This window comes from Polaromonas sp. P1_G2 (assembly GCF_056405515.1).
In genome coordinates, this window is sequence record NZ_JBFUBY010000792.1 from 1 (window position 1) to 557 (window position 557).

Here is a 557-nt window from a genome sequence, read left to right on the forward strand (position 1 = left end):
CTTTTGAGATTGGATACCGCCGCGCTGGCGTCGCGATAAGTGTCGAAAAGACTTGTAACTGTTTTCATTGAATGACTCCTTGGTTTTGAAAATTGCTTACTGAGCGACGACGTTGCCCTGGTAGTCCAGCGCAACCGACGTCGACTTGCCATCCTTCATCGCGGTGCCGCGCCAGATGCCCTTGTCGTCCAGTTGGAGTCCGCTCACATCGGTAAAGCCAGCGTCTGCAATACGGCCCTTTGCCTGCGCTTCGGTGAAGGAGTTCTTGCCTTCGACGGGAGCGTTCGCGTTGTTGGTGCCGGACGTGGCGACCGCAGGCGTCTTGGTTTCGGTGGCCGTCGTCGTTTGCGCAAATGCCTGGCCTGACACCGCGGTGAGCAGCGCCGCTGCCAAGATAATGTTTTTCATGAATTTTTCCTTGTTCGGGCCGGAAGCGACCCGCATTCTAGAAATGCGCTCGCACCCGCAACGTTCCGGTATTGTGTTTCGTCCACCGCCTCTGTGCGATACCGTACGGAGCGCGCGAACGGCCGGCAGAAGGGCAGGCAAGTTGGTGG

The 557-nt window shown here is 57.8% G+C and carries 1 protein-coding gene; it reads right to left on the bottom strand.

All coding sequences use genetic code 11. From position 1 onward, the window contains the following. Window positions 1–96 precede the first annotated feature (96 nt). Window positions 97–408 (bottom strand): hypothetical protein, encoded by a 312-nt coding sequence (locus AC1D0P_RS27615; RefSeq protein ID WP_477679647.1) that lies wholly within the window; start codon window positions 406–408, stop codon window positions 97–99. Between the last annotated feature and the right edge of the window lie 149 nt (window positions 409–557).